The organism is Ruegeria sp. AF5 (assembly GCF_056541905.1).
Map to the genome: position 1 here is coordinate 1 of NZ_JBQFYZ010000009.1, position 24,580 is coordinate 24,580.

Below are 24,580 nucleotides of genomic sequence, written 5' to 3' on the forward strand. Positions count from 1 at the left end.
GCAAAAGATCATCACTGGATATTCCAAGCTTCGCGCCGATCTCCTGGATCGGCTTCTTATTCGCTTCACGCGCAATTTCGATGTCGGATTTATAGCTCATTGGCCGGGGTCCTTGATTGAATACCGTGCAAAACCGACGTCTAACGTCGGCGCTACGCATTCCATACCCTTGTGTACAATCTGATTAGCCATGGATTCCGACATTCTGGCGTCGCGAAGCGTCGTCAGGTCACTTCATCGGGAACTAATCGGAAACCTGCATATTTTCAGGGCTCCAGGCAGGCTGGTCCGGAACAAAGAGCTTGAGGTGATCGCCCAGTTGAATGCGCCCGGGACGTTCGACCCAGCCCGTGACACCCCGGCGTCCGACGGCAGCAGGTTTAAACCCTGCACCATACCCCTGATGATCCGCTTCGATTTCGCGACCGGGCAATACGCAAGGTGCGTTTTCCATATCCACAGTGATCGTCAGCCCGTTGACCGCCTGAAGACGCGAGGACGGCGGAATGTGCGAGAAATCCGGAATACCTTTCAGCACTATGGATGCGCCCAGATAAGACGGGTCAAGCTGGTCCAGCCCCATGTTCTGCGCGATCTGCTGCAACTCTTCCAAGGACAGCACCGACAGTTGACGAACATTGCGGATTTCAGTGCCCTTGGGATAGAGGTTCGAGACCCGAACACAGGACGCACGGTTCAGACCTTCGTGCCGCTCGCCTTTCACGCCCTCAAACCCAAGATCCAGCAACTCAACGGGCTTGGCACGAAGCGATCCGCCGGCAGGAACAAGGCCCAGCCAAAGAACTTCGGCTGCAAATTCGGTTTCCCGCAAAAACGGCATACGCGCTTCCCTTCCCATTGGTGTCTGCCAGCGCATAATGCTCAGTAACGCTCTGATGGAAAGAGAAAAACCCGGGTCAGAGCCCGGGTTCTTGCTGGTTATGCTGTCGGTTCAGGTTCCATCCCGCCCTCAGGCGGTGATTTCTTTGCCTTGGTCTTGGGGATGGCTGTCACGCTGGGCGCACTGCCCTCGTCCGACTTGTCGTTCCGGTCATCACTGTCGCCGGGCGACTCCCCGTTCATGACGCGTTTGATTTCGTCACCGGTCAGTGTTTCGTATTCTAGCAGCCCTTGGGCCAGACGCTCCCATTCCTCGTTCTGATCGGTCAGAATCTTGTGCGCCTGTTCATAGCCTTGCTGGATCAGACGCTTTACCTCTTCTTCAATCAGTTCCTTGGTATGAGCCGATACCGAGAACCCGGCAGTATTGCCCTGGTATCCCTCATGCGCCTCGGCATAGTCGATATTGCCGACCTTGTCCGACATACCCCAGCGCATCACCATGGCGCGTGCCAGTTGGCTGGCCTGCATGATGTCCCCGGCAGGACCGTTCGACACGTGATCTTCGCCATACTTGATGACTTCGGCAGCTTTCCCCGCCATGGTCATCGCCAGCTTTTGTTCGCACTCATCCCGGTGATAGTTCAGGCGATCCATTTCCGGCAGCGAAACCACCATACCCAGCGCACCCCCGCGCGGTATGATGGTCGCCTTGTAGACCGGATCGCACATGGGCAGAGACAGACCAACAACAGCATGACCCGCTTCGTGATAGGCAGTTTTTTCCTTCTGATCCTGCGTCAGCACCATCGAGCGGCGCTCGGCCCCCATCATCACCTTGTCCTTGGCGTTTTCAAAATCTTCCATGGTGACAAAGCGACGACCCACGCGCGCGGCCATCAACGCGGCCTCGTTCACGAGGTTGGCCAAATCCGCACCCGAGAAGCCGGGCGTACCGCGCGCGATGATGCGCAGATCGACATCGGGGCCCAGCGGCGTCTTGCGTGCGTGAACGCCCAGAATTTTCTCGCGGCCCTTGATGTCCGGGTTGCCGACTGTGACCTGACGGTCGAACCGGCCCGGTCGCAGCAGCGCAGGGTCCAGAACATCCTTGCGGTTTGTCGCCGCCAGAATGATTACACCTTCGTTGGCCTCAAACCCGTCCATTTCGACCAGCAACTGGTTGAGCGTTTGTTCCCGCTCGTCGTTGCCGCCACCATACCCGGCGCCGCGATGACGACCCACAGCGTCAATTTCATCGATAAACACGATACAGGGCGCGTTCTTTTTCGCCTGCTCGAACATGTCACGCACGCGGGACGCACCCACACCAACGAACATTTCGACAAAATCCGAACCCGAGATGGTGAAGAACGGCACACCCGCCTCACCCGCAATGGCACGGGCCAGAAGCGTCTTACCGGTACCCGGAGGGCCAACCAGCAGCGCGCCCTTGGGGATCTTGCCACCAAGGCGGCTGAACTTCTGCGGGTTTCGCAGGAATTCGACAATCTCTTCCAGCTCTTCCTTGGCCTCGTCGATACCGGCAACATCGTCAAAGGTCACGCGGCCATGCTTTTCGGTCAGCATCTTGGCCTTGGACTTGCCAAAGCCCATCGCGCCACCTTTGCCGCCGCCTTGCATCCGATTCATGAAATAGACCCAGACACCGATCAGCAGCAGGAAAGGCAGCAGCGTGATCAGGAACGACTGAAAGCCTGATTGCTGTTGTTTTACGGCCTGAACGGGGATGTTTTCTTCGATCAGAAGCTTGGTCACTTCGGCGTCGCCGGGTTTGATCGTGACATAGCTGGCACCGCTTTGCAGGGTATAGCGAATCTGTTCACCATCCAGGGTCACGTTCTTGACTTCACCGCTTTGGACGGCACCGACAAAGTCGGAATAGGTTTTCTCGTTGCTCTGAAGCGTTCCGCCCGGTCCACTGAACAGATTGAACAGTGCAAGGATGAGCAGGAACAAAACGACCCAAAACGCGATATTGCGAGCGTTGCCCAAGGAAATTCTCCTAAAAGTTCCGGCAGGTGAGACGCTGCCAAGTTACCTCTTAAAATAGAGAGGATTGTCGTATGTTCAATGCGATAAAAAAGATGCGTGGAACTCGGGCCAATCTGACGCAAGCCTGGCATGCCAGCCATTCGCGAGACCCGCAAGCGGGGCGGCCAGCACCCTGTCCGCAATCCAAACCGCAGGCGTCGACGTCAAAGCTATCCTGGGACGTCCGATTGCACGCCACTCGGGCACCTGTTGCAACCCCTCACCGCCCAAAGCGCGGATTTCTGCGCCCATTGTTGCGGGTCCGCTGAGCCGCCATTTGCCATCCCACACAGCACCGGGTGCCGCCAACTGAGATTTCACGGCATTAAATTCCCTGCAAATCCAAACACTCCCGCCTTGTGGAACAATCAGACAACCGCCCACTGACCCCGATTGCCCATTCGCAACTGCATCCATTGCCTGATCCACTGCCGCCTGACGCGGGGGATAACCCGACCCGGCAATCCATGAGAGGATTCCCAGCAGGACACGACGCCGAATCTCAAGGGGCAACGCGGCAAATCCGGCCCGGTTCACCCTCACGTCACTTTGATCGACCTGCGCCACGGACCCTGCGGATTCTTGCGCACAGACGCCAAGTGCCGTGTGTGCCTGCGCCAGATTGTCCGCCACGCGGGACAATGAACGCGCATCAATTCCCAAAGGTTCCAGCCCACCCAAAGCTTCGCGCGCCTTGATCCGGTCGAAACTGGCATCCTGATTCGAAGGATCGTCCACCCATGCCACGCCAGTCTCAGTCAGATAGGTGCGCAGCTGTTCACGGGTGATCCCCAGCATCGGACGCAGCAACGTCAGCCCCTGCTGTTTCCGAATAGCCGACATGCCGGACAGGCCCGTGACCCCGGATGATCGGCCCAACCGCATCAACAGTGTTTCCGCCTGATCATCTGCGGTGTGGCCCAGCGCAATGGCATCGATTCCGCGACCCTTTGCCCATTCGGATAATAAATCATACCGCGCCTGACGTGCCCGGTCCTGCAAGTTGCCAGTACCGTCCCAGCCCGACCAACGCAGCGTATCATGAGACATCCCCAACGCAGCTGCCTGCCGGGATACCGTTTCGGCCTCGCGCGCGGATTCGGGGCGCAACCCGTGGTCGACCGTGGCAACGAAAAGGGTGATGGCCTCATCCTGCGCCACCTGATGCAAAAGGTGCATCAAGGCGACAGAATCGCCGCCTCCCGAAACTGCAATACCCAACTTGCGCGGAAGTGTTTCGGGTAGCCGGGCGCGAAGGTCTGCAAGTAGTTTGCCGGAGTGATGGCTCAAGTACATCCCAACGCGGTCATCTCCTGCGTGGCGTTCGAAAACTCTGGCGCAGAAGGAAAGCGTACTCCGACCTCATTAAGCGTGATGCAGGCCTGATCGGTCTGTCCCAAACGGCCAAGCGCCGCGCCCAGTTCGTACAGCGCCTCGGGTGCAAACGCGCCCTCGGAATCACCCGTGAAGCTGGCCAGAAATGCCCGGGCCGCTTCGCGTGTGTCGCCAATCCCTTCTAGGGCATGACCGCGTTTCAGGTTGGCTTCGGGCGCCAGCGGACTGCCGGGATAGCTTGTTTCAAACTGCGCAAACAACGTGGCAGCAGTCTGGAAATCGCCATCGGCCAACGCTTGCGAGGCTGCGTCAAAATCAGCGCGTTCACCTATGGCCAGTTCACCATGATCAGTTGCCGTTGGCGTTTCGATACTTGTTGGCCCGGTTATGACAGTGGCCGTGTCACCACCAAGTGTCGAGGTCTCACCCAACGTCGACAAATCGCCGCCTTCCAGTTCAACCAGCCTGAACTCAAGGTCACCGATTCGGTTGGTGCCGTCAGTGACAATGTTCTGCACCCGCTGGTTCAATTGCTCGGTCTGGCGGGTCAGGCGCTGCAATTCGGCCTCGATGGCATCCACCCGTTCAAGGACCGAACTGCCGGACAGGTTTGGTGCGGGCGAACCCGTAGTGGAAAACTCGCGCTTCAAACGCTGAATTTCCACATGCAATACCGTCAGTTCCTGACGGATATCCGCAAGGGTCTGTTGATCCTGTGCCTGTGCAACACCAGCCGTCGCCACAACCGCCGCCAAAACCCATCCTGCAATGCGCATCATCTTACCCCAGAGTTGACCCGGTCAGAACCGTTACTGCACGACGGTTCTTGGAATAACATTCCTCGGTGCTGCAAATCTCGATCGGGCGTTCCTTGCCATAGCTCACGGTGTTCAGGCGGCTGCCCGCGACGCCCCGCGAAATCAGGTACTCACGCGCAGCGTTCGCCCGGCGTGCGCCCAGTGCAAGGTTGTATTCCCGCGTGCCCTGCTCATCAGCGTGACCTTCGATCGTTGCGACAAAATCCGGATTGGCCAGCAGCCAGTCCGCCTGCCCCTGCAACACTGTTTGCGCCTCGGGCGACAGCGTCGACTGGTCAACGGCAAACAGGACACGGTCCCCGACTGTTTGCTGGAAATACGCGGGCGAGCGCGGATCACTCGGTGATCCGGGGACAATGGATCCAATGCCTCCGCTACCACCACCGCCACCCAAGGCTGAGGGGTCATTGTTTGTGCAGGCGGCGATCACACTCAGCGCGCCCAGCGCCAGAACTTTGCTCAATACGTTCATTTCAGGTGCCTCGTGTTATGTTTATTGCCGCCTGTCTACCACAGGGACGATTTGTTGTGAACTTTGCTGCGATCAATTCTGCAATGGGCCCCAGGACGGATCGCTGCCGCCGTCCGGTGTACGTACCGGGCGCAGGTTCCTGCCCGAGATATCCACCGAGTAAAGCGATGCCCTACCACTGGCCCCCTGCGTTTCGCGGGTGAACATGATGACCCGGCCATTAGGCGACCAGGTGGGGCCTTCATCCAGGAAAGAGGCTGTCAGCAAACGTTCTTCTGACCCGTCGATGCGCATCACGCCGATATGGAACCGGCCCTGGTTCTGCTTGGTAAAGGCGATCAGGTCGCCGCGCGGTGACCAGACCGGGGTACCATAGCGACCTGCACCAAAGCTGATCCGCGTGGCTTCGCCCCCGCTTGCTGCCATCACGTACAATTGCGGCGTGCCGGAGCGGTCGCTTTCAAAGACGATCCGGCTGCCATCGGGTGAATAGCTGGGGGCAGTTTCAATTGCGGGCGTGTTGGTCAGGCGCGTGCTTTGACCCGAAACGATATCCATCTTCCACAGATCGGTATTGCCGCCCTGAATCAGCGAATAGACAATCGACCGGCCATCCGGCGAGAACCGAGGCGAAAAGCTCATCGTCCCGTCCTGCGTCTTCAGTTCCCGCGGTTTCGGGCGCCCGATTTCAGTCACGTATATGCGCGGGCTGCCGCTTTCATAACTGGTATAAAGCAGCCGGTCACCGGTGGGTGAGAACCGGGGCGCCAGAACGATTGCGGCGCTGTCGGTCATGTACTGCACATTCGCGCCATCGTAATCCATGATCGCCAAACGCTTCAGGCGCTGGTCCTTCGGCCCGCTTTCCGAAACAAAGGCAACGCGGCTGTCAAAATAACCGCCTTCACCTGTGATCCGGCTATAGACCTGATCGGCCACCTTGTGCGCCATGCGCCGCCACCCGTCTGTGGTACCTGCCAGTTGAAGGCCATTGCCCAGTTCCTGGCCCGAAAACACATCCCACACCCGGAACCGGACCGTCAGTTTCTGACCTGACACATTGACAGCGCCCGTGACCAGCGCGTCAGCGTTGATCGCCTTCCAATCCGCAAACTGAACCGGAGCTTCGAAGCTGCTGACCCGGCTGATGAACGCATCCGAGGAGATTTCGCGGAACAACCCGGTCCCGGTCAGGTCAGCCGCCACCACGCGCGATATATCCTGCGCGAACTGAGCTGCGGCCGGGCCGTCCGGCACAAAATTCGGAACGGCAAAGGGCAAGGGTTCGATAATCCCCTCATCCAGTTCCAGGCGCAAAGGCCCGTTCTGTGCATAAACCGGCGCAGACATCAGTGTCAGGCCGACAAAGAGGCTGGTCAGAAGCTTCATCATTTGATCCGCATCCTCTCGGGGTTAAATGTAATCTCAACATCCTGCCAATGTTCGTATTTGTCAGCAGGCAAATCATATCCTTTGGCCCCGCAGCGCAAAATAGCACGTCGCGCAGCCTCGTAGGCCTGTTTAACGGCTCCCGCCGAGCCACCAGAGCTGTCCAGCATCCGAACACTGCCACCGACGACCGTACCATCACGGTTCAGTGAAAACGCGACAACAACCACAGTGTTCAGCGCATCCGTGGACAAGGAACCCACATTCCAACATCCAGAGACAGCCAGTCGCATCGCGTCTTTCTCTCCGCTGGTCAGCGGTGGGCCAGAAGGTTCGGACCCGCTGCCCAAGGCTTCGGCCAGGGCGTCGTTGATTGCCGTTTCATCGGTTTGTTTCTCAGATTCAGGGGTCGCCTCAGGCGTTTTGGCCACAGCGGGTTCCGGCGGCGGGCTTGGCCGGTTTGGGCGCACGCGCGGTCGCGGAGATGTCAGGGGCGACTGTTCTTTGGTTTCCTCGGCCTCAGTCACAATCTCCGGGGCTGCCTCTTGCGGCGCGGTCTGATCCTGCTGTTCCTGTTGAATCTCTGCGCCTTCATCCAGGGATACCGGAGGCGTTTCAAGATCATCAGGCTTTGCCTCGGGCGGTGGCGGAGCTATTGCCTCGGGCGCGACGCGGTCTGATGGGCGCGGCTGTGCCTCCGGACCGGGCGGCGCAGGCTGTGCAACAGGTTCGACCTGAGGTTCCGTCAGAACCGGAGGCTCGTCAGGAACCTCGGGTTCTGGCGGCGCTTCCACGATGATGGGCTCTGGCTCTGGTTCCGGTTCAGCCGGTGCAACAGGTTCAGGGCGGGGCTGTTCGTCACTCTCGGGTTCCGGGGGCTTGGTCACAGCCTCCGGCTCGGGCGGCTGCTGCAACGCGGTCGGCACTTCGGGGAGTTCCGGCGCATCCCGCTGGGCCGTCATGGCCGCGAATTGTTCAGCCGTGATCACAGAGACATCCTGCACAGCCATCGGCAACGGTTCGGACCGGAAGGTGCCGCCGAACATCGCCCATCCGATCAGGCTGACATGCGCAATCGCTGAAATCTTGGTGCCGGTATCCACCGTGCGACCTCACTCTCCACCTTCATCCAGCGTCGGCCCACCGGTATCGGTCACAAGGCCAACGTTGGAAAAACCGCCCGCGTTCAGTGCACCCATGACCTGCATCACCTGTGCATAAGGGATTGCGCCATCGGCCCGCAGGAAAACCCGGTCGCTGCTCCGCTCTGCCGCAATGGCACGCAGCTTGCCAATCAACTCTTCGCGCAACACGTCGGTGGTCTGGATCTGCACGCGTCCGTCAGCGGTCAGGGTCACGGTCAAAGGCTCTTCATTGTCGCCGGGCAGCGCACTGGCTGCGGTCTTGGGCAGATCGACCGGAACACCAACCGTCAGCAATGGCGCGGCCACCATGAAGATGATCAGCAACACCAGCATGACATCCACGAAAGGTGTCACATTGATCTCGGCCATCGGCTGCGCGCGACCGCGACGCCGACCACGCCTGCGCCCATTGCCGTTCGAAGATTGCTGGATCGCAGCGCCCATCGTCAGCTGTCCAACTGGCGCGACAGAATGGTTGCGAATTCATCCGCAAAGGCTTCATAGCCGCCAACGATCCGGTCACTATCGGCGCTGAGTTTGTTATAGAAAATCACCGCCGGGATCGCCGCCAAAAGGCCCAACCCTGTCGCCATCAACGCCTCGGCAATACCGGGGGCCACAACGGCAAGGTTGGTGTTTTGCTGTTCGGCAATCTCGATGAACGCATTCATGATGCCCCAAACGGTGCCAAACAGCCCGATAAACGGAGCCGTGGAGCCGACAGTTGCCAGAATGGGAAGACCTTTTTGCAGGGTTTCCGCCTCTTTCGCGATGGCGACATCCATCGACCGGTCGATCCGCGCGGTTGCCCCGGCAATCAGCCCGCCATCATTGCGATGTGACCTGCGCCACTCGATCATGCCTGACGCAAAGATCTTTTCCGAGCTGCCATCCGGCTGCGTTCCGATCTGCTCGAACAACTCATCCAACGGGTTGCCCGACCAGAAGCTTTCATCAAAAACCTGCGCCTCGCGTCGGGCCGCGCGATAGTTGATCAGCTTCTGAATGATGATCCCCCAGGACCAGATGGATGCGCCGGTAAGTACCAGCATCACCAGTTTGACGATAAAGGTCGCGCGGGCAAACAGCCCCCACATGGAGAAGTCGATCTCCTGCGCCAGCGCCAGCGTTTCAGCTTCCATGAACCTGCTCTTTGTTTTGCCTGATGGCCGTTCGTTTGGCCTTATTTTGCCAAACGCTATCTCAGTTGGTCATGAAAAGCCAACAGAACCACCCATGGTCCGCAAATTGTTACATCAATGCGCGAATCTCTGCCGGCAATCGGATCGGTTTGCCCGCTTTATTGATGCAAACGGCCGTGACAGATGCACGAAATATTTCGGTCTCACCGCGGCGAACAAGCTGCGCCATAGTCAGACGCACGCCCGAGATTTCGGTGACCTCGGTTTCGACGATCAATTCATCATCAAACCTTGCAGGCCCCAGATACTCGGCCTCGACCCGCCGCACGACCCAAACAATGCCCTCCTCCCGCATGGCGTTTTGGTCATTGCCCAGATTACGCACCCAGTCCGAGCGCGCGCGCTCGATATAGCGCAGGTAGTTCGCGTGATAGACAACCCCACCCATGTCGGTGTCTTCATAATACACGCGGATGGGGTAGGTGTGTTTCATTGCAACGCCTCCAGTCGGGCAAACAGCCTTAACGCATGCGAGGCATCCTGTGCCGCCCGTGGCAAAACCGGATCATAGGCCGCCCGGATCAAGGACGCGATGTCGGGACGCAGGATCGTGGCCTCACCTGCGATTGCCAGTGGAGATTGATTGCGAAATGCAGTGTCCGACCAGAGCAAGATGGTCTGCACGACCTGATTGAGCGCAAGGGTTTCCGCCGGAACCTTGCACAATTCCTTGTCCATGCGCAGAAACACAAACGCCGCGCGGACCGCGCCATCTTCTTCGAATCGGAAAACGCGGTACTGGTTTGCATCTGCCGCGACCAGACGCGCGACCAAAGGTTCCAGATCCGGGATCAATCGATCAAGGTCCGGTACCTCCAGCAGTTCCTGCCAGTCCCGGAAAAAGAAAACCATGCAGTTCGCGCCAAGCTCAGGGTCCGTCTCGGCCATTTGGTGACCGGCCAGCGTGACAACGGCTTCGAATGCCCCCTTTACGGTGGCCAGCGTCTCGTCTTCGACGCCGAAAACGATCGGAACAATAGGCCGCCCCCAGCGCGCAAACAGAAACTCGCCGCTTTCGCGTGTGAACAGCGCTTCAATTTCTTCCGGTGTCACCGCCAGCCCTTCATCTTTTCAAAAATACTCTCGCCGAAAGGCATAAAATCTAAGCGCGCGGGCTTCAACCGAACAGATCGCTTTGCCGCTTGGGCGCGGCCATCCCAAGATGCGTCCACGCCTTCTGCGCCAACATCCGCCCACGCGGAGTACGCTGGATCAGCCCCTGTTGCAGCAAATAGGGCTCAATCACTTCCTCAAGCGAGTCGCGGCTTTCGGACAGCGCGGCAGACAGGGTTTCAATCCCCACCGGGCCACCTGCATAGTTTTCGGCAATCAGTTTCAGATACCGCCGGTCCGCGCCATCAAGACCCAGATTATCGACGCCCAGACGGGTCAAGGCACCATCGGCCAGGTCCCGTGTGATCCGCCCGTCCCCTTCGACAATCGCGAAATCCACAACACGCCTCAGCAATCGCCCGGCGATACGTGGCGTTCCGCGCGACCGGCGCGCGATTTCGCGCGCACCATCGTTATCCGCAGGCGCGCCCAGTTTTCGCGCGTTCCGGGTGACAATTTCGTGCAATTCATCAACCGTGTAGAACTGAAGCCGGGTCGGGATACCAAACCGGTCACGCAAGGGCGTTGTCAGCAGGCCCATCCGCGTGGTGGCCCCCACCAGTGTGAATGGCTGCAACTCGATCCTTACAGTGCGCGCAGCAGGGCCTTCGCCGATAACAAGATCCAGCTCGAAATCTTCCATCGCCGGGTACAGCACTTCTTCCACCGCCGGGTTGAGCCTGTGAATCTCGTCGATGAACAACACGTCCCGCGATTCAAGATTGGTCAGGATCGCCGCCAGATCCCCCGCCTTGGCCAGAACCGGGCCAGAGGTCATGCGAAAGTTCACCCCCAGTTCACGCGCCATGATCTGTGCGAGGGTCGTCTTACCCAACCCCGGAGGTCCGTGAAACAAGGTGTGGTCCATCGCCTCGCCGCGTTGCCGGGCGGATTGAATAAAGATGCGCAAATTGGCACGCGCCTCAGCCTGACCAATGAATTCATCCAGCCCCTGAGGACGCAAAGCGCGGTCATTGTCTTCCGGCAGGGGCTCCGGGCGCAGGGTGGGATCAGCGTCAACCATTCACTTACCCTTTCGGAGCCAGCAGCCTGAGGGCCGCGCGGATCAGATCAGCCTCGTCAGCATCCGGCTGGCTTGCAGCCGCTTCAGCCACGGCACCTGCCGCCTCGGACGGCCCATATCCAAGATTGGCCAGCGCCGACAACGCCCCGGCAGACGCGGCCGCGGCACCCGATGGCGGTTTCGGAACACGTCTCGGCGCGGGTGTAGAGTCATTCGGTTCAACAACCTCAAGTTCCGGCCCGTCCATCGCCTGAGCAATCGTGCCGCCCATGGCCATCACTCCGGGTGCCTTGTCCTTGAGGTCCAACACGATCCGCTGGGCGGTTTTTGGCCCGACGCCCTTGGCCGCCTTGACCGCACCCCAGTCCCCCAGGGCAATTGCGCGGCTGACACCGTCGGGCCCCAATGCACTCAGGATCGCCAGCGACACCTTCGCGCCGACCCCCTGAACCGAGCACAGCAGGCGATGCCACTCTTTCTCGACAAGCGACAGAAACCCGTAAAGCTGCATAAGGTCTTCGCGGACGACCATGTCAGTGTAGATCGAGACCGCCTCACCCGCCCCCGGCAATGCCGCCAAGGTCCGGTCGGAACAATAGACAAGATAGCCGACGCCCCGAACATCGATCAGCACATGATCCACCGCGCGGTAATCCAGCCGCCCTGTCAGTTTGCCGATCATGCCCGCACCTCTTTCACACGCGCCTGTTGCGTTTTCCCGTAATAGGCATGGCAGATCGCAATCGCCAGTGCATCCGCCGCGTCGGCCCCTTTCGGCAAACAGCCCGGCAATTGCAGTTTGACCATATGCAAAACCTGCTCTTTCTCGGCATGACCCACACCCACCACGGTCTTTTTCACCCGGTTGGGGGCATATTCCCCCACCGGCAGACCGGCCTGTGCCAGCGTCAGCAACGCCACACCACGTGCCTGCCCCAATTTGAGGGTTCCGGCCCCATCCTTGTTCACGAATGTCTGTTCGATAGCAGCCTGATCGGGTCTGTGATCCGCAATCACTTCGACAATCTGATTGTGCAGCGACAGCAGCCGCTCGCCCAGATCGTCCCCATCCGATTTGCACAACCCGTTGGCCACATGGCTCAGGCGGCTGCCATTTGATTCGATGACGCCCCATCCCAGGGTTCTAAGCCCCGGATCGATGCCCAGAATTCGCATATTTTGCCTCGGCCTGCTCGGGTTGTGTGATCTTTTTTCAACGCCTAGCACGAAGCGTGAACATTTTCCAAGCGAATTGACCCCAGGGCTGAAAACGACACGCGTGTCTCAGGCGCGACTTCGGGCGCGTTTTGCGACCCCGTGAAGTCTGAATTCGACACTTTCCCAAAGGCTTTTTCACCAATTGTTAAAGGGGATTACAGCTTCGTGAAGCCTTGCAGAAAACGCATAGGACACATGCAAAAACTGAACTTGTGCGAACGAAATGACAGCACTAGATGCCCCGCAGATCGCAGAAATGCAATGTGAACACTAACCAGAAGGAAACAGGATATGGCTGCACTGGACACAACCCGCGTCGCTACCACTGGCTCGTTCGGCCTTGTTGGCCGTATCGGCGCATTTTTCGTATCGGCCGTTAACGCCGCAGTTGAATGGAATGACGCCCGCGTAACCCGCAACGCGCTGACCGGTCTGACAGACCGCGAACTGGACGATATCGGCCTGTGCCGTGGTGACATCGACTCCATCGCCGAAGGTCGCCGCTAAGAACCGGCCACTATACTTATTTGCCCCTTCCTCCTCCCTTGAGGGGCACACAAAAACACCGCGCACCATAAGGGTACGCGGTGTTTTTTAATCCGAGGGAGCGGATTAGTAGAAAACTTTGTTCAGCTGAGCGGCGAGGGCTTGCGACACAGGGTCGATTTGCATCACCCAGGCACCGGCTTTTTCGACTGGCGTACCTTCGTTCAGGCTGTCGATCCGATATTGATAGCCGGTCGGGCCAAGGTGGGACAAAAGAAATGCTTTGAAGGCGAAGAAACCCACAAGCGTAAGCAGCAGCACCTTTGCTGGCACCGCCGAGCTCACCCGCTGCGGCCTCATCACCACCAGGCCATCCTTGCGCATCGTCGCGCGATAGCCACGGCTCATCTTTTGGTGTTTCTTGTTCAGGCGACTTACGCGCTGATTGAACTCCAGTTGTTTACCCGTCATGGCAGCCTCCAAAAACCGCCCCCCTCGACTTCATTCAGAAAACGGTAAAAAGAGATTGCGACAAAAACGTGGCAAAAACCTATAAAACTCCTGCAAATGGCCTAATTCACGCCCTGTTTGGTTAAAATTAGGGTCGTCCACTCACCAATCTCGGCCCTACAGGTCTGATTGAACCCGTTTTGTGAATAAACGGAAACCACGTCATCGGCCTGTTCGTTGAGGATTCCCGACAGGATCGCGTGCCCACCTGGGCGGAGATTCGCTGCCATTTCGGGTGATAAAGCTACCAAAGGCCCTTTGAGGATATTGGCAAAAATCAGATCGTAGGGTGCGTGCGCCTTGAGGTCGGGATGATCGAAACCTGCGGCTTCAACACACTGAACCGCGCCGGACATACCGTTTGCCTTCAGGTTGGCTTCGGCCACTTCAACGGCCACCTCGTCGATATCGCTGGCAATGAAATCGCCATCCCATACCCGGGCTGCCGCCATGGCCAGAACGGCCGTGCCGCAACCGATATCCGCTACTTTTGAGGCACTGAACCCTTCATCCAACAACCGGTCCAGAGCTTTCAAACATCCCAGCGTGGTACCGTGATGTCCGGTACCAAAGGCCATTGCCGCCTCGATCAGCAGTGGAATGCGACCGTCGGGCAGCTTGTCGGCATCGTGGCTGCCATAGACAAAAAAGCGGCCCGCCTCAACCGGGGCAAGCTCTCGCCGAACATGGGCCACCCAATCCGTTTCAGGCACTTCCGACACAACAAAAGGTTTGGCTTCAAAAGCAACTGCCAGAACGGCCAATGCGGTCTCGTCAGGGGCTTCGGTAAAGTACCCGCCCACTTCCCACAGGCCCGAACCGTCTTCGACCTCGAACACACCGACGCCGGTTGGTTCGGGCTCCAGACGCTCCATCGCTTCGCCCAGACCTTCGGCGGCTTTCTTACCTGTCAGCGTGGTCAGCGCAGTGAATGTGGGCATCCGGAACTCCTGTGTCAGTTGGCACTGCGCGTAGGACGGGACGCCGCCAACGTCAAGCTTTGCGGCCTATTCCGCCGGGGCTGGCGCGTATTTGCTCAGGACGGTCTCATTGCCCGGTTCCGGGTGGCGCGGAACCAGCAGGGACAACAGCAGAGAAACGACCGCCATCGCCGCCGCAAGGCCAAACACGGCACCTGGCGACACGACCCAGAGCAAACCCAGCAACGCGGGCAAGAAAACCGCGGCGATATGGTTGATCGTGAACGCGACTGCGGCAGTTGGCGCAATATCCGCCGGATCGGCGATTTTCTGAAAATAGGTTTTCAGTGCAAGCGCCAGCGCGAACAGCACATGGTCGATGACATAGAGTGTCGCCGCCAACAGCACGCCCCAGCCAAACCAGTAGATGCCACCATAGGCTGCGAACACGATTGCCAGACCGGTATATTCAAAGATCAACGTGCGCCGTTCGCCAAACCTGGCCACTGCTTTACCCAGCAACGGAGCAACCATCATGTTGATCATCAGGTTGATCAGATACAGGCTGGTCAGCTCATGCACTTCAAAGCCGAACTTCTCGACCATCATGAACCCGGCAAACACGACAAAGATCTGTCGCCGCGCACCCGCCATGAATTGCAGAGCGTAATACAGCCAGTATCGACGGCGCAGGATCAGTTTCTTGGTTTGCGGCGTGGGGGCATCGAATTGTGGGAAGGCGAACAGGCAAAACAGGGCCAGCAAAGCTGTTGCACCGCCAGCAGCCATGAAGACAAAGTTGTAGGACAGATCGAACCGCTCCCAGGTCAGAACGATCAGCCCGTACACCACCATCGTTGCTGCCGAGCCCATAGCGACCAGCCACCCCAATACCTGCGGTGCGCGATCCTTGGGAAGCCATTGCAGCTGAAGCGACTGGTTCACAGTCTCATAGTAGTGAAACCCGATTGAACTGAACAAGGTCACGAACAACAATCCGCCAAGGCTTGGGAACCAGGCCGTCAAAGCCGTTGCGACCCCAAGCATCATCAGCGAGATCATGGCCAGCACCTGCTCGCGAATGAAAATGATGACGGCAATCACGCCGACCGCCAGAAAGCCCGGAATCTCGCGCACCGTGTGTAGCAGGCCGATATCGGCCCCGTCGAAATTCGCTGCCTCAATGACGAAGTTGTTCAACAGCGCGCTCCATGCATTAAACGCGATGGGCATGGTCAAGGCCATCACGAACAGAAGCGTGACAGGACGACGCCAGAACGGAAGGCTCTGCGCCTCGGCAAGGGGCATGGGTTTCAGCATGAGAATCCTCTACGCCCATTTCCCGACTTTGGCGAGGGGGAAGCGACCGGCGCACAATGGCCCTGCGTTAATGCAATAGTCAGTAAAAGCTTTGTGGATCGATATCGACGGTCAGGCGGATATCGCCTTTCAGGCGCAGCGGGGCGATCCAACGAGCGATGGCGTCCTGGATTGGTGCGCCTTTAGGTGCCTTGACCAGCAGGCGGACACGGTGACGTCCGCGAATACGGGCAATCGGCGCTGGGGCGGGGCCAAACACCTGCGCGCCAATCTGGCGCAATGGGCTGTCGTTGCGCGCCATGGCGTTGCCAATGTCAAAGACCGGTCCGACCTCGGGGCCCGACAACACGATCCCCGCCATACGTCCATAAGGCGGCACACCGGCCGCTTGCCGACCGGCGGCCTCGGCCTTCCAAAAGCCCTCTTCGTCACCCGACAGAATCGCCCGGATCACCGGGTGTTCCGGCTGGAAAGTCTGTAACAGCGCCTGCCCCGGTTTTTCAGCCCGACCAGCACGCCCCGCAACCTGTCGCATCAGCTGAAATGTTCGTTCAGCGGCCCTCAGGTCTGCGCCATGCAGACTGAGATCCGCGTCGATCACCCCCACCAATGTCAGCTTGGGAAAGTTGTGCCCCTTGGCCACCAATTGCGTTCCGATGACGATATCTGCGTCCCCTGCCGCAATTTCTTCGATCTTGGCCTTCAGTGCCCGGGCTGAGCCGAACAGATCAGAACTCAGCATGGCAATCCTGGCCTCGGGGAAGGTTGCTTCGGCCTCTTCGGCCAAACGCTCAATGCCCGGCCCCACCGGGGCCAGCTTGCCCTCGACCCCGCAAAAAGGGCAGACCTCGGGCATCGGCTTGGTCTCACCGCATTGGTGGCACATCAGGCGCTTCAGGAACCTGTGTTCCACCATGCGCGCGTCGCAATGATCACAGGCGATCTGTTCCCCGCAGGCGCGGCACAGGGTTACCGGAGCATAGCCACGGCGGTTTATGAACAAAAGCGACTGCTCGCCTTTCTCGATCCGCTGCTGCACCGCCTGCCGCAAAGTCGGAGATATCCACGTTCCGGCCTGCATCTGTTCGGCCCGCATGTCGATGGGCTTCATCTCGGGCAACACCGCCGCGCCGAAACGCGAAGTCAGGTCGACCCGATCATATTTACCTGCCTCAGCATTCGCCCAGCTTTCCAGCGACGGGGTTGCACTGGCCAGAATCACCCGCGCACCGCAGATGGCAGACCGCAGGACCGCCATGTCGCGCGCGCTGTAATGCACCCCGTCTTCCTGTTTGTATGAGGTGTCGTGTTCCTCATCCACCACGACCAGCCCCAGATCGCGAAATGGCAGAAACAGGGCTGACCGCGCGCCAACAACCAGTTGAGCTTCCCCCTGCCCGACCATCCGCCAGACTCGCCTGCGTTCAGTCATGGTCGCGCCCGAATGCCACTCGGCAGGGCGCGCGCCAAACCGCGCCTCAACCCGTGTCAGGAATTCTGCGGTTAGCGCAATTTCCGGCAAAAGGACAAGTGCCTGCCGCCCCATGCGCAGCGCTTCGGCCACGGCCTCCAGATAGACTTCGGTCTTGCCGGAACCCGTCACGCCTTTCAGCAGCGTTGTGCCGTAATTCCCCGTCCGTTGCCCGGCCCGAAGCTGCGCAACCGCACTTGCCTGATCTTCGGTCAGGTCCTTACCCGGCAAATCGGGATCAAGATGCGGATACGGCAGGTCACGCGGGCTGTCTTCTTCGCGAACCGCGCCTTGCTTGACCAAGCCTTTGACAACGGACGAAGTTACCCCGGCCTGTTCCGCCAGTTCCTTTAACGTAAATGCCAGCCCACCATAGTCGCGCAACACATCAAGTACACGGGTTCTGGCGTCGGTCATCCGGTCTGGCAGGGAGGCTCCCAAACGATAGATCTTGCGCATGGAAGGTGGGTCACCCAGCCCCGGCGCGCGGGTCGCCAATCGCAACATCGCGGGCATTGGTGTCAGAGTGTAGTCGGCAACCTTGCCGAGGAATGCCCGCATTTCCTCGCGCATGGGCGCAACTTCAAGCACACGGATCACCGACCGCGCCTTGTTCAGATCGAATCCACCTTGCCCCGGCCCCCAGACAACCCCCAACACCTTGCGCGGACCAAGTGGCACCTCGACAAACGCACCCAGAAAGCACCCTCCTTCCGGCGCTTTGTAATCCAACGTCCGGTCCAGCGGCTGCGTTGTCAGCACCGCAATCAGCTCTCCCTCGTCGAAAAATCCGTTAGCGCTCACAGCATATCCTTTGCAGGGGGTTCCAGCATGGCTCTCTTTGAGGTAAAGCCATCCGCGACCAAGGCCAACCCATCAAAGGACTGCCCTCATGAAATTCTTCGTAGACACCGCCGAGATCGACGCCATTGCTGAACTGAACGATCTGGGCATGGTGGACGGCGTGACCACCAACCCCTCGCTGATCCTGAAATCGGGCCGCGACATTCTGGAAGTGACAAAAGAGATCTGCGATCTGGTCGACGGTCCCGTTTCCGCCGAAGTTGTCGCCACCGAAGCTGACGACATGATCGCCGAGGGCCGCAAGCTGGCCAAGATTGCCCCGAATATCGCCGTGAAGGTTCCGCTGACATGGGCCGGTCTGAAAACCTGCAAGACGCTCAGCGACGAAGGACAGATGGTCAACGTCACCCTGTGTTTTTCGACCAATCAGGCGATTCTGGCTGCAAAAGCGGGTGCGACCTTCATTTCGCCCTTCATCGGCCGTCTGGACGATATCAACCTGGATGGCATGGATCTGATCGCCGACATCCGTCAGGTCTATGACAATTACGGGTTCGAAACCGAAATTCTGGCCGCTTCGATCCGCACCGTGAACCACGTCACCGAAAGTGCCCGCATTAGTGCCGATGTCATCACCGCGCCGCCAGCCGTGATCAAGAAACTGGCCGATCACCCGCTGACCGACAAAGGTCTGGAAACCTTTCTGGCCGATTGGGCCAAAACCGGTCAGAAAATCCTCTGATCTGGTTTGCGACCGCGCGGCGCCGTCCGGCGCCGCGCCCGGCCCAACAGCCCAAAGCCTGATCTGCGATCAGGCGTGGCAGGCGGGAGCCTATCCGCCACAGCATCCGGGGAAATCCACTCTTGCGTGCATTTTTCCCAAGGCAAATCCGGTTCGGCATGTTATAAGCCGCCCAACAAAAAAAGACCGGACAGGACATGAGCAGCAATCCCAAACTCGAGGATAATCTCCGCGCGGCAATTCTGGCCGAGCCCGACGTCGTTCTGGACGACAAGGACCTGATGCAAGCCCTTGTGGCCGCGAACGAACGCGCCCGGGGTGATAATGTGATCGATCTGCGCGGCATTGCCATGCAGCGGCTTGAGGCGCGGCTGGACCGGCTGGAAGATACCCACCGCTCGGTCATCGCGGCGGCCTATGAAAACCTTGCAGGCACCAATCAGGTTCACCGCGCGATTTTGCGCCTGCTGGAACCGGTCGAATTCGAGGATTTCCTGCGCGCCCTTGGAACCGATGTCGCAAATATCCTGCGGGTTGACCACATCACGCTGGTTCTGGAAACCACCGTGGTTCAGAACGATCCTGCCGTCGACAGGCTTGGAGGCGTTCTGACGATCGCAGAGCCCGGCTTTATCAATCAATACCTGACCAATGGTCGCGGCGGCCCTGTCCGCGACGTGACCTTGCGCGAAACTCATCAGCCGAACCGACGTGTTTTCGGCGCGCTGGCGGATCAGTTGCGCTCGGAAGCCTGCCTGAAGCTGGATCTCGGTCCGGGTCGCCTGCCGGGCATGATCGTCATGGGGGCCCGTGATCCGCGGCATTTTACACCGCAACTCGGCACCGATCTTCTCACCTTCTTTTCCGGCGTATTCGAACGCTCGATGCGCCACTGGCTGTCGTGAACCTTATCTCACCCGCTTGCCGCGACGCGCTCCAGCACTGGCTGGACACTCTGGGCGCGCTGGCGGGGCGGTCGCAAAACACGCAAACCGCCTATCGCGGCGATGTCACCGAGTTTCTGTCTTTCATGACCCTTCATCACGGGGAACGGCAGGGGCTGAAGGCGCTGGAACGGATCACCGTGTCGGACATGCGCGCCTGGATGGCGGATCAGCGCAGCGGGGATATCAGCGCGCGATCCCTTGCGCGCAAACTGTCCGCCGTCAAAAGCTTCTATCGTTGGCTGGCCGAGCGAGAGGGGTTTGAACCCACCGCCGTTCTGTCGACCCGCGCGCCCAAATTCACCAAGAAACTGCCCCGCCCTCTGGCCGAAGACGCCGCGCGCGCCATGATTGACACGGTCGAGCTGCAATCTGAGTCCGACTGGGTTGCGGCCCGCGATGTTGCGGTTGTCACGCTGCTTTATGGATGTGGTCTGCGGATATCCGAGGCATTGTCCCTGACCGGTGCAGACGCGCCCCTGCCCGAGACGTTGCGCATTGTCGGGAAGGGCGACAAGGAACGGATCGTTCCGGTTCTTCCAGCTGCCCGAGACGCGGTTGACCGGTATCTGCAACTTTGCCCCCACCCGCAAGCGAAGAACGCCGCCCTGTTCCGGGGCGCCCGTGGCGGTCCGCTGAACCCGCGCGCGATTCAGGGCGTCATGGCCAAGGCGCGAATGCAACTGGGGCTGCCTTCAACCGCCACACCTCATGCCATGCGACACAGCTTTGCCACCCATCTGCTGTCCGCCGGAGGAGATCTGCGGGCCATCCAGGAACTGTTAGGGCACGCCTCATTGTCAACCACACAGACCTATACCGCCGTGGATACCGCACGGCTGATGGAGGTCTACAACCGTGCGCATCCAAAGGCGTGACTGACACATTGAACAGAAACCTCGGGCTTTTGGTTTGCATCTCTGGCGTGCATCGGTCATGACCCTAGCATGACACTCAGATTCAAAGCTCTTGCCGTACATCTCTTTACTGCCACGGGCGCCGTCTTCGCAATGCTGGCCATGCTGGCCGCCGTGGAAGAGAAATGGAGCCTCATGTACCTTTGGCTGGTTGTATCCTTCATTGTCGATGGCATCGACGGCCCGTTGGCGCGGCACTATCACGTCAAGAAAAACGCACCCGAGTTTGACGGCGTCTTGCTGGATCTGATCATCGATTATCTGACCTATGTGTTCATCCCAGCCTTTGCGCTGTTCAAATCCGGATTGATGGATGGATGGACCGGCTGGTTCGCAATCATCGTCATCACCTTTGCCAGCGCGATGTATTTCGCGGACACCCGGATGAAAACAAAGGACAATTCCTTTTCCGGCTTTCCCGGATGCTGGAACATGTTCGTTGTCGTGATCTTCGCACTGGAGCCCAATTTCTGGATCATCCTGCTGCTGGTCACGCTGCTGTCGCTTGCGATGTTTCTACCTTTGAAATTCGTTCACCCCGTGCGCACCGAGCGTTGGCGCAGTCTGACCTTGCCGGTCGCCCTTGCCTGGACGTTCTTTGCGGGCTGGGCCGCATGGGTCGATTTTCATCCCGAAAGCTGGGCCCACTGGGGTCTGGTCATCGCCAGCCTGTACCTGACATTTGCGGGTATCGCACAACAGGTTGTTCCGCAGCGCCGTACCTGACACGAGCGCTGCCGGACCGGATTTAAAGAACGTCCTGAACCTCAAATTCAGTACCGTTATGGGTAAAGACGTCGCCTGCTTGCAGGCCCGCCATGGCTAGGTAGATCGGGCTTTGTGTCGAGATCCCCATATATGTATCTCCACCTACCTCGAACCGGGTCGTCGAAACGCAGACGACAAAGCTGCGGTTGTTGAACCTGATCACCGATCCCGGCCTGACTGTATCTGTCAGACCAAAATCGGTATTTTCGATCACATCGATCTTAGCATGATGCGCATGAACAGGCGCGTCAAATGCAGCTGCCAGATCGGCATTTTCGCGCGATGCGGCTATGTCATCCTTGTCGTGGCCTTCCCGGTCATCCAGTTGGGCATCCTTCAGAAATGCGTCGTAATGGGCCTGCGCCGTTGCAAGCTCCTCTGCCTCAAGCGACATCAACCGGTCGATAATGGCCTTCTTCTGGGCTGCGCGATCTTTTTCGGTGCTCATTCAATGCGATCCTTCAAATTCAGCAACTGATATAAGTTGTGCTTCCCAGAACCGGATTGCAACCGAATTTCGAGGCTCAGATCAAAAGACCCGCCGCCCGCTCATGCCGTAGCAGTGCAACCTTTGTCTCGATCCCGCCGCACCCGGAAAACCCGCCCAGCCCATTGGCAGCCAGCACTCGGTGGCAGGGAATAATAACGGGGATCGGGTTTGCCCCGCAGGCCTGACCGACCGGTTGCGCCGGTTGCCCCAACGCCTTGGCGATATCCCCGTAGGTGCGCGTTTCCCCAAGGGGAATGGCATACATGAGATCACAGACCTGCCTTTGAAACTGCGATCCATGAATGCGGTAGGGCAGATCGAAGCGGTCAAGCCGTCCAGCGTCATAGGCCATCAACTGCGCCGCCGCCTCGCGCAGCAGAGCTGTTGGTTCGCCGTCGTCCTGACCGTCCCAGACCAGCCGCGTGAGGGCACCATCCGTTTCCTCGATCCCAAGTTTTCCGAACTGAGTATCAACTGCAATCATCGCCATGGGCTGACGGTTTCAGATCAATCCTCCAAGTTCAAGTGGCGAAGCCATGGGGCTGCGAGGCGCGCGGATTTTGCGAATTGCCGCAATCATGTTAGCCTAGCCGCATTGTCAAAAAGAGATTTGGAGCATGAGATGGGTCGCCATTTGATCCTGACGGTTCACGGAATTGGCGAACAAATACCCGGTGAGACCGTCGATCAGGTCGTCGGGGCCGCGACAACCTGGCTGGATGGCAATCCCGAACCCCCGATTGAGGTTCAGCGTGGGATGATAGAGCTGGCCGAAACAACCTTCGACGGCACGCCCCGAAGCGCAAAACTTTTCCCGGTCAACCTGCGCAAGGTGACGAAACCGTCAGCACCGCAGGACGAGGCCATGTTTGCCGAGGTTTTCTGGGCCGACCGCTCACCCGCCCCGAAAGGAGCCATTAAGACAGCATTGGACCTGATCTGGGTTGTTCTTGCGCTGGGTTATCTGGCCATGGACAATGCCGAACAAACGCATAGCCGCGCGGATGTGGCCTCGGACCAAGTCAACGGCAGGAACACTTTGGCCGCGCGGCTGGTTCACCTTTTTACCTGGGTTTTCTTCGGCGCAGTTGCGACCCTGAATGCCTATCTTCTGATCGGTGCCATAGCCGTTATGGTTGATCGCGTTCCCGGGATCTTCTTTCAAAGCACGATCCTGCTGTTTTGGCTCTTGTTCACGCTTTACGCCGGAGGGGCCGCATACGGACTAAGGCGCAGCTTTGCAGCCCCGACTTATCTAAGACGCGTATTCTGGCGCGGCATTTTCGGGATAGGGTTTTTGCTGCTGATCTGCCTGATCATTGGTCCGCTTGGTCTGGAAATCCGAGCCTGCACACCCTTGCCGGACAGCCCGGTTTGCCCTTCGGCGCTGGAGCAGTTTGTAGCTTTTCAGGTCTACCTGCTCGCGTTTTTCTGGGCTTCTCTGATCTTCATGACAATCATTTTGTACGTGCTTTCTGCGACCAGCCTTGATGAAAAGGTTCAGGCAGACAATCTGAAAGAACACAGGCGGCTGTACCCCAGCATTTGTGCAGGCATGTTGGTGTTCTGGATGTTCTTCATTTCCGGGTTGTGGCTAATGCTGCGGGAAATGCTCGACACGGTTCCGGGGCTGTCGGATGGAAAACTGACCGGTCTTTTTGACAATTTCCTCAGTGACTCCATCGAAACACTCAGTGTTGCCTTCGCGGCAATTGTCCTGCTTGCGTTTGTCGGTGTTGGGCTGTTTGCCGGTCGCAGAAGGCTGAAGGCAAACCTGCATGTCCGCGACGGGCTGATCAGCCGCGCCATCCTCAATCGTTTTGCACAATGGGTTTTTTTGTTCGGTGCAATCGTACTGGCGATGGTCACTATCCGAGAAATCGCGTTGAGCCAGCACGTCGATCCCCTGTGTCAGATCGGAACGGACAATTGCAACCTGATTGGCCGGGTTCTGAACAAACTGGCAAGCAAACAGGGCGAGATTGGCCTGATCGTCTTGGGTGCAACAGCATTGATGTACCGCTTTTCCGATTTCGTCGCAGCAGGGCTGGGTGTGGCACGGGACATCGTCACCTATGCCATTCGCGACAAGTGTTTATTGACAGCGGACCTGAAAACGAGGCTGCGCAATTATCCGGATCGCAAGGCGATTGATGAACGATTTTATCGTGCGCTGCATTATGTGGTGGATATCTTTGCCGCGGACCACATCACGGTGATCTCACATTCACAAGGCACGGTGATTGCCACGCAAATGCTGGCTGATCCACGCGTGAAAAAGCTTATCAATGGGCGCACCCTGACGCTGATTACAATGGGCTGTCCTGTGACCCATATCTATCAGCGCTATTTTCCCGAGATGTTCACAGTCGTTCCCAAAAACCTGAACGCCGCATGGTTCAACATCTTCAGGCAGGATGACTTTGTAGGGACCGAGATTGAAGGCGGGCTGATTTCCGCAAACCGCAACATTCCGGTCGAGCCCGGTGGTCACACCGGATATTTCACGGATTATCAGGTTTGGAAGGCCCTGAAGGACTCAGCCATAGGCTTTGACCTGTTTAATCCGACACCGCAATCCGCGCAGACGTGAAACG

Annotated in this window: 26 protein-coding genes; 6 read left to right on the plus strand and 20 right to left on the minus strand. The window is 58.6% G+C overall.

What is annotated here, in order from left to right; all coding sequences use genetic code 11:
• Window positions 1-244 precede the first annotated feature (244 nt).
• The 14 genes from ACR0DS_RS13490 to ruvC form a co-directional block, all read right to left on the minus strand.
• The gene (locus tag ACR0DS_RS13490) at window positions 245-841 is read right to left on the minus strand and encodes an MOSC domain-containing protein (protein ID WP_480484072.1); all 597 of its coding nucleotides are present in this window, start codon (window positions 839-841) and stop codon (window positions 245-247) included.
• A gap of 98 nt (window positions 842-939) precedes the next feature.
• Window positions 940-2,856, minus strand: coding sequence for an ATP-dependent zinc metalloprotease FtsH (ftsH, locus tag ACR0DS_RS13495; protein ID WP_267367030.1), 1,917 nt, complete (start codon window positions 2,854-2,856; stop codon window positions 940-942).
• Between the two features lie 75 nt (window positions 2,857-2,931).
• Entirely contained in the window at window positions 2,932-4,191 is a 1,260-nt protein-coding gene (gene tilS, locus ACR0DS_RS13500; protein WP_480559708.1) for a tRNA lysidine(34) synthetase TilS, read from the minus strand.
• The gene (gene ybgF, locus ACR0DS_RS13505; protein ID WP_480538871.1) at window positions 4,182-5,006 is read right to left on the minus strand and encodes a tol-pal system protein YbgF; all 825 of its coding nucleotides are present in this window, start codon (window positions 5,004-5,006) and stop codon (window positions 4,182-4,184) included. Before ybgF ends, tilS begins: the two co-directional genes overlap by 10 nt.
• Window positions 5,007-5,010: 4 nt before the next feature.
• Window positions 5,011-5,520: a peptidoglycan-associated lipoprotein Pal gene (gene pal / locus ACR0DS_RS13510; RefSeq protein WP_267364104.1), complete on the minus strand. Its 510-nt coding sequence runs from the start codon at window positions 5,518-5,520 to the stop codon at window positions 5,011-5,013.
• A gap of 72 nt (window positions 5,521-5,592) precedes the next feature.
• On the minus strand, window positions 5,593-6,912 hold the full coding sequence (gene tolB, locus ACR0DS_RS13515) for a Tol-Pal system beta propeller repeat protein TolB (RefSeq protein ID WP_480559710.1): 1,320 nt from the start codon (window positions 6,910-6,912) through the stop codon (window positions 5,593-5,595).
• On the minus strand, window positions 6,909-8,012 hold the full coding sequence (locus ACR0DS_RS13520) for an energy transducer TonB (RefSeq protein WP_480559712.1): 1,104 nt from the start codon (window positions 8,010-8,012) through the stop codon (window positions 6,909-6,911). Before ACR0DS_RS13520 ends, tolB begins: the two co-directional genes overlap by 4 nt.
• A gap of 9 nt (window positions 8,013-8,021) precedes the next feature.
• The gene (gene tolR, locus ACR0DS_RS13525) at window positions 8,022-8,498 is read right to left on the minus strand and encodes a protein TolR (RefSeq protein ID WP_480483970.1); all 477 of its coding nucleotides are present in this window, start codon (window positions 8,496-8,498) and stop codon (window positions 8,022-8,024) included.
• Between the two features lie 2 nt (window positions 8,499-8,500).
• Complete coding sequence (gene tolQ, locus ACR0DS_RS13530; protein WP_209505518.1) at window positions 8,501-9,196, minus strand: protein TolQ; 696 nt, start codon at window positions 9,194-9,196, stop codon at window positions 8,501-8,503.
• 109 nt (window positions 9,197-9,305) lie between these two features.
• On the minus strand, window positions 9,306-9,689 hold the full coding sequence (gene ybgC / locus ACR0DS_RS13535) for a tol-pal system-associated acyl-CoA thioesterase (protein ID WP_480483971.1): 384 nt from the start codon (window positions 9,687-9,689) through the stop codon (window positions 9,306-9,308).
• A complete protein-coding gene (locus ACR0DS_RS13540) occupies window positions 9,686-10,309 on the minus strand; it encodes a hypothetical protein (RefSeq protein WP_480559714.1) in 624 nt (207 codons plus the stop codon). Before ACR0DS_RS13540 ends, ybgC begins: the two co-directional genes overlap by 4 nt.
• 64 nt (window positions 10,310-10,373) lie before the next feature.
• Window positions 10,374-11,393, minus strand: a complete 1,020-nt coding sequence (ruvB, locus tag ACR0DS_RS13545; RefSeq protein WP_267364110.1) for a Holliday junction branch migration DNA helicase RuvB — start codon at window positions 11,391-11,393, stop codon at window positions 10,374-10,376.
• Between the two features lie 4 nt (window positions 11,394-11,397).
• Window positions 11,398-12,075: a Holliday junction branch migration protein RuvA gene (ruvA, locus tag ACR0DS_RS13550; protein WP_480507047.1), complete on the minus strand. Its 678-nt coding sequence runs from the start codon at window positions 12,073-12,075 to the stop codon at window positions 11,398-11,400.
• A complete protein-coding gene (ruvC, locus tag ACR0DS_RS13555) occupies window positions 12,072-12,569 on the minus strand; it encodes a crossover junction endodeoxyribonuclease RuvC (RefSeq protein WP_209598197.1) in 498 nt (165 codons plus the stop codon). The genes ruvA and ruvC overlap by 4 nt, the downstream gene beginning before the upstream one ends.
• Window positions 12,570-12,902: 333 nt before the next feature.
• Here ruvC and ACR0DS_RS13560 point away from each other — a divergent pair, with 333 nt between their 5' ends.
• Window positions 12,903-13,118 carry a DUF1127 domain-containing protein gene (locus ACR0DS_RS13560; RefSeq protein WP_267364114.1) on the plus strand — a complete coding sequence of 72 codons (216 nt, stop codon included), beginning with the start codon at window positions 12,903-12,905 and terminating at the stop codon, window positions 13,116-13,118.
• Between the two features lie 105 nt (window positions 13,119-13,223).
• Here ACR0DS_RS13560 and ACR0DS_RS13565 read toward each other — a convergent pair whose 3' ends face one another.
• The 4 genes from ACR0DS_RS13565 to ACR0DS_RS13580 form a co-directional block, all read right to left on the minus strand.
• Window positions 13,224-13,580 (minus strand): hypothetical protein, encoded by a 357-nt coding sequence (locus ACR0DS_RS13565; RefSeq protein WP_267364115.1) that lies wholly within the window; start codon window positions 13,578-13,580, stop codon window positions 13,224-13,226.
• Window positions 13,581-13,669: 89 nt separating this feature from the next.
• A complete protein-coding gene (locus tag ACR0DS_RS13570; protein ID WP_480488204.1) occupies window positions 13,670-14,548 on the minus strand; it encodes a 50S ribosomal protein L11 methyltransferase in 879 nt (292 codons plus the stop codon).
• A 66-nt stretch (window positions 14,549-14,614) separates the two neighbouring features.
• Window positions 14,615-15,847 carry an MFS transporter gene (locus tag ACR0DS_RS13575; RefSeq protein ID WP_480488206.1) on the minus strand — a complete coding sequence of 411 codons (1,233 nt, stop codon included), beginning with the start codon at window positions 15,845-15,847 and terminating at the stop codon, window positions 14,615-14,617.
• A gap of 79 nt (window positions 15,848-15,926) precedes the next feature.
• Entirely contained in the window at window positions 15,927-18,122 is a 2,196-nt protein-coding gene (locus tag ACR0DS_RS13580) for a primosomal protein N' (protein ID WP_480559716.1), read from the minus strand.
• Between the two features lie 88 nt (window positions 18,123-18,210).
• On the opposite strand from ACR0DS_RS13580, the gene fsa reads away from it, so the two are divergent.
• The 4 genes from fsa to ACR0DS_RS13600 all read left to right on the plus strand — a co-directional run bounded on the left by fsa (window position 18,211) and on the right by ACR0DS_RS13600 (window position 21,451).
• On the plus strand, window positions 18,211-18,864 hold the full coding sequence (gene fsa / locus ACR0DS_RS13585; protein ID WP_480559718.1) for a fructose-6-phosphate aldolase: 654 nt from the start codon (window positions 18,211-18,213) through the stop codon (window positions 18,862-18,864).
• A 197-nt stretch (window positions 18,865-19,061) separates the two neighbouring features.
• On the plus strand, window positions 19,062-19,769 hold the full coding sequence (locus tag ACR0DS_RS13590) for a DUF484 family protein (RefSeq protein WP_209505485.1): 708 nt from the start codon (window positions 19,062-19,064) through the stop codon (window positions 19,767-19,769).
• The gene (locus tag ACR0DS_RS13595; RefSeq protein WP_209505483.1) at window positions 19,766-20,686 is read left to right on the plus strand and encodes a tyrosine recombinase XerC; all 921 of its coding nucleotides are present in this window, start codon (window positions 19,766-19,768) and stop codon (window positions 20,684-20,686) included. Before ACR0DS_RS13590 ends, ACR0DS_RS13595 begins: the two co-directional genes overlap by 4 nt.
• A gap of 69 nt (window positions 20,687-20,755) precedes the next feature.
• Window positions 20,756-21,451, plus strand: a complete 696-nt coding sequence (locus tag ACR0DS_RS13600) for a CDP-alcohol phosphatidyltransferase family protein (RefSeq protein WP_480483981.1) — start codon at window positions 20,756-20,758, stop codon at window positions 21,449-21,451.
• 22 nt (window positions 21,452-21,473) lie between these two features.
• On the opposite strand, the gene ACR0DS_RS13605 is transcribed toward ACR0DS_RS13600, so the two are convergent.
• Both ACR0DS_RS13605 and ACR0DS_RS13610 read right to left on the minus strand, forming a co-directional pair.
• Window positions 21,474-21,941, minus strand: coding sequence for a hypothetical protein (locus tag ACR0DS_RS13605; protein ID WP_267364127.1), 468 nt, complete (start codon window positions 21,939-21,941; stop codon window positions 21,474-21,476).
• A gap of 76 nt (window positions 21,942-22,017) precedes the next feature.
• Window positions 22,018-22,473 carry a methylated-DNA--[protein]-cysteine S-methyltransferase gene (locus ACR0DS_RS13610; protein WP_480488210.1) on the minus strand — a complete coding sequence of 152 codons (456 nt, stop codon included), beginning with the start codon at window positions 22,471-22,473 and terminating at the stop codon, window positions 22,018-22,020.
• A gap of 132 nt (window positions 22,474-22,605) precedes the next feature.
• On the opposite strand from ACR0DS_RS13610, the gene ACR0DS_RS13615 reads away from it, so the two are divergent.
• Window positions 22,606-24,576 (plus strand): hypothetical protein, encoded by a 1,971-nt coding sequence (locus ACR0DS_RS13615; RefSeq protein ID WP_480488211.1) that lies wholly within the window; start codon window positions 22,606-22,608, stop codon window positions 24,574-24,576.
• Window positions 24,577-24,580 lie beyond the last annotated feature (4 nt).

Bases quoted from the DNA above. Each gene is read 5' to 3' on its own strand.
- ACR0DS_RS13490 (WP_480484072.1), bottom strand. From the start codon at position 841: ATGCCGTTTTTGCGGGAAACCGAATTTGCAGCCGAAGTTCTTTGGCTG.
- tilS (WP_480559708.1), bottom strand. From the start codon at position 4,191: ATGTACTTGAGCCATCACTCCGGCAAACTACTTGCAGACCTTCGCGCC.
- ybgF (WP_480538871.1), bottom strand. From the start codon at position 5,006: ATGCGCATTGCAGGATGGGTTTTGGCGGCGGTTGTGGCGACGGCTGGT.
- pal (WP_267364104.1), bottom strand. From the start codon at position 5,520: ATGAACGTATTGAGCAAAGTTCTGGCGCTGGGCGCGCTGAGTGTGATC.
- tolB (WP_480559710.1), bottom strand. From the start codon at position 6,912: ATGATGAAGCTTCTGACCAGCCTCTTTGTCGGCCTGACACTGATGTCT.
- tolR (WP_480483970.1), bottom strand. From the start codon at position 8,498: ATGGGCGCTGCGATCCAGCAATCTTCGAACGGCAATGGGCGCAGGCGT.
- tolQ (WP_209505518.1), bottom strand. From the start codon at position 9,196: ATGGAAGCTGAAACGCTGGCGCTGGCGCAGGAGATCGACTTCTCCATG.
- ybgC (WP_480483971.1), bottom strand. From the start codon at position 9,689: ATGAAACACACCTACCCCATCCGCGTGTATTATGAAGACACCGACATG.
- ruvB (WP_267364110.1), bottom strand. From the start codon at position 11,393: ATGGTTGACGCTGATCCCACCCTGCGCCCGGAGCCCCTGCCGGAAGAC.
- ruvA (WP_480507047.1), bottom strand. From the start codon at position 12,075: ATGATCGGCAAACTGACAGGGCGGCTGGATTACCGCGCGGTGGATCAT.
- ruvC (WP_209598197.1), bottom strand. From the start codon at position 12,569: ATGCGAATTCTGGGCATCGATCCGGGGCTTAGAACCCTGGGATGGGGC.
- ACR0DS_RS13560 (WP_267364114.1), top strand. From the start codon at position 12,903: ATGGCTGCACTGGACACAACCCGCGTCGCTACCACTGGCTCGTTCGGC.
- ACR0DS_RS13570 (WP_480488204.1), bottom strand. From the start codon at position 14,548: ATGCCCACATTCACTGCGCTGACCACGCTGACAGGTAAGAAAGCCGCC.
- ACR0DS_RS13575 (WP_480488206.1), bottom strand. From the start codon at position 15,847: ATGCTGAAACCCATGCCCCTTGCCGAGGCGCAGAGCCTTCCGTTCTGG.
- fsa (WP_480559718.1), top strand. From the start codon at position 18,211: ATGAAATTCTTCGTAGACACCGCCGAGATCGACGCCATTGCTGAACTG.
- ACR0DS_RS13590 (WP_209505485.1), top strand. From the start codon at position 19,062: ATGAGCAGCAATCCCAAACTCGAGGATAATCTCCGCGCGGCAATTCTG.
- ACR0DS_RS13600 (WP_480483981.1), top strand. From the start codon at position 20,756: ATGACACTCAGATTCAAAGCTCTTGCCGTACATCTCTTTACTGCCACG.
- ACR0DS_RS13605 (WP_267364127.1), bottom strand. From the start codon at position 21,941: ATGAGCACCGAAAAAGATCGCGCAGCCCAGAAGAAGGCCATTATCGAC.
- ACR0DS_RS13610 (WP_480488210.1), bottom strand. From the start codon at position 22,473: ATGGCGATGATTGCAGTTGATACTCAGTTCGGAAAACTTGGGATCGAG.
- ACR0DS_RS13615 (WP_480488211.1), top strand. From the start codon at position 22,606: ATGGGTCGCCATTTGATCCTGACGGTTCACGGAATTGGCGAACAAATA.